The following is a 5,217-nucleotide window of genomic DNA, read 5'->3' on the forward strand; positions in this document are numbered from 1 at the left end:
ACCCCGGCCGCCAGAGACCACACGCTTGGCGCTCTGCAGGTCCGGACGGTCGGTCGCGCCAGCGGCCAGGCCGACGAAGCGGGTGTGGCTCGGCAGTGCCGCATCCACGCTGGCAGCTTCCACAGCAGCGCTGTCGCCCTTGGCCGCTTCCGGCCAGGAGGCCGCACGCACGGTCGCGACCACGATCTGGTCGGCCGGCACCTCCACGGTGATGATGGCGTTGCCGGCGTAGATCGGGCGCTTGAAGCTGTGGCTGCCTTCGACGGTCATCAGGTCGGAGACCTGGTTGACGCCCAGCAGGGCGGCCACGCACGGCATCAGGTCCTTGCCGAAGGTGGTCGAGGGGCCGAATACGTGGGTGTAGCCGGTGGCCAGCTGCGCGATCTGCGGGGCCAGCACCTGGGCCAGCGCCTGGGCATTGGCGGCGTTGGTCACGGTCAGCACCTTGGCGACGCCGGCCAGCTGGGCGGCCTCGGCAGCCACGGCGGCCGGATCGGCGGCCAGCACCAGCACATCGATGCTGGCGCCGCTGATCGCGGCGGCCGCACTGACGGTCTTGGCGGTGGCGGCATTGAGCTTGCCATCGTGGTGTTCAGCGACAACGAGGATCTTGGTCATTACAGCAACCCCTTCTGCTTGAGTGCGGCGACCAGTTCGGCCGCGTCCTTGACCATCACGCCCTTGCTGCGCTTGACCGGCGCGGCGTACTGGGTGGTCTTGAAGGTATCGGCGGCGTCCACGCCGAGGTCGGCCAGCTGCAGGGTCTCCAGCGGCTTGGCCTTGGCCTTCATGATGTCCGGCAGCTTGATGAAGCGCGGCTCGTTCAGGCGCAGATCGGTGGTGACCACGGCCGGCAGGTCGACTTCCAGCGTTTCCAGGCCGGCATCGACTTCACGGGTGACCGTGGCCTTGCCGTCGGCGATGTCCAGCTTGCTGGCGAAGGTCGCCTGCGGGCGGCCCCACAGCGTGGCCAGCATCTGGCCGGTCTGGTTGGCATCGTCATCGATGGCCTGCTTGCCCAGGATCACCAGGTCCGGCTGTTCCTTCTCGACCAGCTTGAGCAGGGTGCGCGCAGCGGTCAGCGGCTGGATGGCCTGGTCGGTCACCACATGGATCGCGCGGTTGGCGCCCATGGCCAGGCCGTTGCGCAGGTGCGCCTGGGCATCGGCCGGTGCGATCGTGGCCACCACGACCTCGGTGGCGATGCCCTTGTCGCGCAGGCGCAGCGCTTCTTCCAGCGCGATTTCATCGAACGGGTTGGGGGACAGCTTGACGCCGTCGGTGACCACGCCGGAACCGTCCGGCTTGACCTGAATGCGGACGTTGTAGTCCACCACGCGCTTGTACGCGACGAGGATTTTCATCTGGAGCTGGATCCTTCAATAACGGGAGAACGTCCGGTTCGTCGACTAGGAACCGGTTCGGGGGTGGGACAGCGATTCTAACTGGCCCAGGGGCACCATGCGAATGCGTATGGTGACGCGGGGCGAATGTTGCACCGCCGCATTGCGAACAGCCCGTTTACCCCAAAACGGGTCGAAATCGACGTCGCGTTGTATCCTGTGCAGCTAATCAGGTGGCCGTAATGCGCGCCTCAGCATGGATACGGAACAGGAGAACGGGTAGTGCCCACATGGCTTGTCACCGGCGGAGCCGGATTCATTGGCGGTAACTTTGTCCTCGAGGCAGTCGCTAAAGGGGTGCGCGTCATCAACCTTGATGCGCTGACCTACGCGGGAAATCTGAAGACGCTTTCGTCGCTTGATGGAAACCCGGATCACGTCTTCGTCGAGGGTGATATCGGCGATGGTGCACTGGTCTCGCGTCTGCTGGCCGAACATCAGCCGGATGCCGTGCTGAACTTCGCTGCGGAGAGCCACGTGGACCGCTCCATCGATGGCCCCGGCGCGTTCATCCAGACCAACGTGGTCGGTACCCTGGCCTTGCTTGAAGCCGTGCGCGATTACTGGAAGGCGCTGCCGGCCGACAAGGGCCAGGCGTTCCGCTTCCTGCACGTGTCCACGGATGAGGTGTACGGCACCCTCGGCGAGACCGGCAAGTTCAGCGAAACCACCCCGTATGCCCCCAACTCGCCGTACTCGGCGTCCAAGGCGGCCTCGGACCATCTGGTGCGCGCGTTCCACCACACCTACGGGTTGCCGGTGCTGACCACCAACTGCTCCAACAACTACGGCCCGTATCACTTCCCCGAGAAGCTGATCCCGCTGGTGATCGCCAAGGCGCTGGCCGGGGAGCCGCTGCCGGTGTATGGCGACGGCAAGCAGGTGCGCGACTGGCTGTTCGTGTCCGACCACTGCGAAGCAATCCGCACCGTGCTGGCCAAGGGCCAGGTTGGCGAGACCTACAACGTCGGCGGCAACTCCGAAAAAGAGAATATCGAAGTGGTGCACGCCATCTGCGCGCTGCTCGATGCGCGACGCCCGCGCGAGGATGGCCAGCCGCGCAGCAGTCAGATCACCTACGTCGCCGATCGTCCGGGGCATGACCGCCGCTACGCGATCGACGCCTCCAAGTTGAAGGACCAACTGGGCTGGGAGCCGAAGTACACCTTCGAGCAGGGCATCGGCTTCACGGTGGAGTGGTATCTGGACAATCAGGACTGGGTCAACGGCGTGCTCGACGGCAGTTACCGTTTGCAGCGCATCGGCACCGTAGTCTGAATCAAGGAAGACATCCAATGACTCAACGCAAAGGCATCATCCTGGCCGGTGGCTCCGGCACGCGGCTGTATCCGATCACCAAGGGCGTCAGCAAGCAGCTGTTGCCGGTGTACGACAAGCCGATGATCTATTACCCGCTCAGCGTGCTGATGCTGGCGGGGATCCGTGAAGTGCTGATCATCAATACGCCGCACGAGCAGGCCTTGTTCCAGCAGCTGCTGGGCGATGGGTCGCAGTGGGGCATGGACATCCAGTACGCCGCCCAGCCGAGTCCCGACGGGCTGGCGCAGGCCTATCTGATTGGCCGCGAGTTCCTTGACGGAAAGCCGAGCTGCCTCGTTCTGGGCGACAACGTGTTTTATGGCCATGGCCTGACCGACGTGCTCAAGCGTGCCGATGCCCGCGAGAGCGGCGCCACGGTGTTCGGCTACTGGGTCAATGATCCGGAGCGCTATGGCGTGGCCGAGTTCGACAAGGATGGCAAGGTTGTCGGTCTGGTCGAGAAGCCTGCCGAGCCCCGTTCCAACTACGCGGTGACCGGCCTGTACTTCTACGATGGCAAGGCCAGCGACTACGCGGCTGAACTCAAGCCGTCGCCACGCGGTGAGCTGGAAATCACGGATCTCAACCAGCGCTACCTGGATGAAGGCGCGCTGCAGCTGGAGCCGCTCGGCCGTGGTTACGCCTGGCTGGATACCGGCACGCACCAGTCGCTGCTGGAGGCCTCCAACTTCATCGAGACGATCCAGACCCGTCAGGGCCTGCAGGTCTGCTGCCCGGAAGAAATCGCCTTTGGTCAGGGCTGGATCACCGCCGAGCAGCTGGAAGCGCTGGCAGCGCCGCTGATCAAGAATGGGTACGGCCAGTATCTTCATAAACTGGCTGTGCGAGGAGTCGTGCCGTGAAGATCATTGAAACCAAGCTGCCGGGCTGTGTTGTGATCGAGCCGGCGGTGTTCGGCGACGAGCGCGGCTTCTTCTTCGAGACGTGGAACGCGGCCCGCTTCGGTGAACATGGACTGCCGACGAAGTTCGTGCAAAGCAACGTGTCAAGTTCGGCAAAGGGTGTGCTGCGCGGCTTGCATTACCAGTGGCCGCGGCCGCAGGGCAAACTGGTCAGCGTGCTGGAAGGCGAGGTCTACGACGTTGCGGTGGATATCCGTCGCGGCTCGCCGACCTTCGGCCAGTGGGCCGCGGTGGTGCTGAGTGCGGAGAACAAGAAGCAGTTCTGGATTCCGGAAGGCTTCGCGCATGGTTTTGCCGTGCTCTCCGAGCGGGCGATTTTCAGCTACCTGTGCACCGAGGTGTACCTGAAGGACTTCGACGCCGGCGTGCGCTGGAACGACGCCGACATCGCGGTTGACTGGCCGATCAGTGCACCGATGCTCTCGGTCAAGGATGAGGTCGCGCCGTTCCTGAAGGACATCGCCGAGGACCGCCTGCCGGTCTACCAGCCGTGACGATCCTGCTGCTGGGGGCCAATGGCCAGCTCGGCCAGGAACTGCAACGCGCGCTCGCCCCGCTGGGCACGATCGTGGCGACTACGCGCAGCGGCGCGCTGCCTGATGGCAGCGCGTGCGAGATCGCCGACTTCGATCGGCCTGCTTCGCTGACCGCACTGCTGGATCGTGTGCGGCCGACCGTGGTGGTCAATGCGGCCGCGTACACCGCGGTCGACCGTGCCGAGGAAGACCGCGATGCCGCCTTCCGCGCCAATGCAGAAGCGCCGGGCGTGCTGGCACGCTGGTGCGCGCAGGCCGGCGTGTCGCTGGTGCATTACTCCACCGACTATGTGTTCGACGGGCAAGGCACGCGCCCTTACCGCGAGGACGATGCGACCGCGCCGTTGGGTGTCTATGGCGCCAGCAAACTGGCGGGCGAAGAAGCCATTCGCGCCGCCGGTGGGCGGCACCTGATCTTCCGTACGGCGTGGGTGTATGCCTCGCACAGCGCAAATTTCCTGCGCACCATGCTGAGAGTGGGCGCAGACCGCGATGTGTTGCGTGTGGTAGCTGATCAGATCGGTACACCGACGCCGGCAGCGTTGATCGCTGAGGTGACCGCACAGGCGCTACAGCACGAGGGTGCACTGTCGGGTACTTGGCATCTGACCGCCACCGGTGAAACCAGCTGGCATGGCTTTGCTGAAGCGATCTTCGCCGAGGCCGTCGTTGCCGGTGTACTGCCGCGTGCACCAAGGGTAGAGGCGATCACCACCGCTGAGTACCCGACGCCGGCGCGTCGTCCGGCATACTCGCATCTGGACGTGGCCAAAGTGGAGCATGACTTCGGTATCACCCTTCCAAACTGGCAGGAAGGCCTGAAGCGGATCCTCGCAGAAGTCTCCTGATCTTTGCAACGCCTTGGCGCCCGACGTGGCGCTGAAGTTGTCCCAGTCATGAGCCGTGACGCTGAAAGACGCCAGTCATCTCTTATGGGTTGGGACGAATTGCTATCATTTCCAGCTGTATTGAATGGAAGAAGCGCGCATGTGTGGAATCGTAGGAGCGGTCGCGCATCGCGACGTGGTACCGGTA

General features: G+C 64.3%; 6 protein-coding genes. 4 read left to right on the forward strand and 2 right to left on the reverse strand.

What is annotated here, in order from left to right; all coding sequences use genetic code 11:
• Together ACW6W5_RS17715 and ACW6W5_RS17720 are read right to left on the reverse strand one after the other, a co-directional pair.
• The coding region (locus tag ACW6W5_RS17715) for an electron transfer flavoprotein subunit alpha/FixB family protein (protein ID WP_152154515.1) at nucleotides 1-618 on the reverse strand (618 nt) is incomplete at its 3' end.
• Nucleotides 618-1,364 (reverse strand): electron transfer flavoprotein subunit beta/FixA family protein, encoded by a 747-nt coding sequence (locus ACW6W5_RS17720; protein ID WP_121042567.1) that lies wholly within the window; start codon nucleotides 1,362-1,364, stop codon nucleotides 618-620. The genes ACW6W5_RS17715 and ACW6W5_RS17720, both read right to left, overlap by 1 nt.
• 261 nt (nucleotides 1,365-1,625) lie before the next feature.
• Here ACW6W5_RS17720 and rfbB point away from each other — a divergent pair, with 261 nt between their 5' ends.
• Genes rfbB through rfbD form a run of 4 tightly spaced genes read left to right on the forward strand, consistent with a single transcriptional unit; the run spans nucleotide 1,626 to nucleotide 5,030 of the window.
• The gene (gene rfbB, locus ACW6W5_RS17725; protein WP_152154517.1) at nucleotides 1,626-2,681 is read left to right on the forward strand and encodes a dTDP-glucose 4,6-dehydratase; all 1,056 of its coding nucleotides are present in this window, start codon (nucleotides 1,626-1,628) and stop codon (nucleotides 2,679-2,681) included.
• Nucleotides 2,682-2,698: 17 nt separating this feature from the next.
• A complete protein-coding gene (gene rfbA, locus ACW6W5_RS17730) occupies nucleotides 2,699-3,586 on the forward strand; it encodes a glucose-1-phosphate thymidylyltransferase RfbA (protein WP_102788983.1) in 888 nt (295 codons plus the stop codon).
• Nucleotides 3,583-4,140 (forward strand): dTDP-4-dehydrorhamnose 3,5-epimerase, encoded by a 558-nt coding sequence (gene rfbC / locus ACW6W5_RS17735; RefSeq protein ID WP_152154519.1) that lies wholly within the window; start codon nucleotides 3,583-3,585, stop codon nucleotides 4,138-4,140. The genes rfbA and rfbC overlap by 4 nt, the downstream gene beginning before the upstream one ends.
• Nucleotides 4,137-5,030 (forward strand): dTDP-4-dehydrorhamnose reductase, encoded by an 894-nt coding sequence (rfbD, locus tag ACW6W5_RS17740; RefSeq protein ID WP_152154521.1) that lies wholly within the window; start codon nucleotides 4,137-4,139, stop codon nucleotides 5,028-5,030. Before rfbC ends, rfbD begins: the two co-directional genes overlap by 4 nt.
• Nucleotides 5,031-5,217: the final 187 nt, after the last annotated feature.

The sequence above is a fragment of the Stenotrophomonas sp. IS26 genome (genome assembly GCF_054188265.1).

What these genes read in the sequence shown, in the direction of transcription:
- ACW6W5_RS17720 (WP_121042567.1), bottom strand. Translation starts at nt 1,364, where the DNA reads ATGAAAATCCTCGTCGCGTACAAGCGCGTGGTGGACTACAACGTCCGC.
- rfbA (WP_102788983.1), top strand. Translation starts at nt 2,699, where the DNA reads ATGACTCAACGCAAAGGCATCATCCTGGCCGGTGGCTCCGGCACGCGG.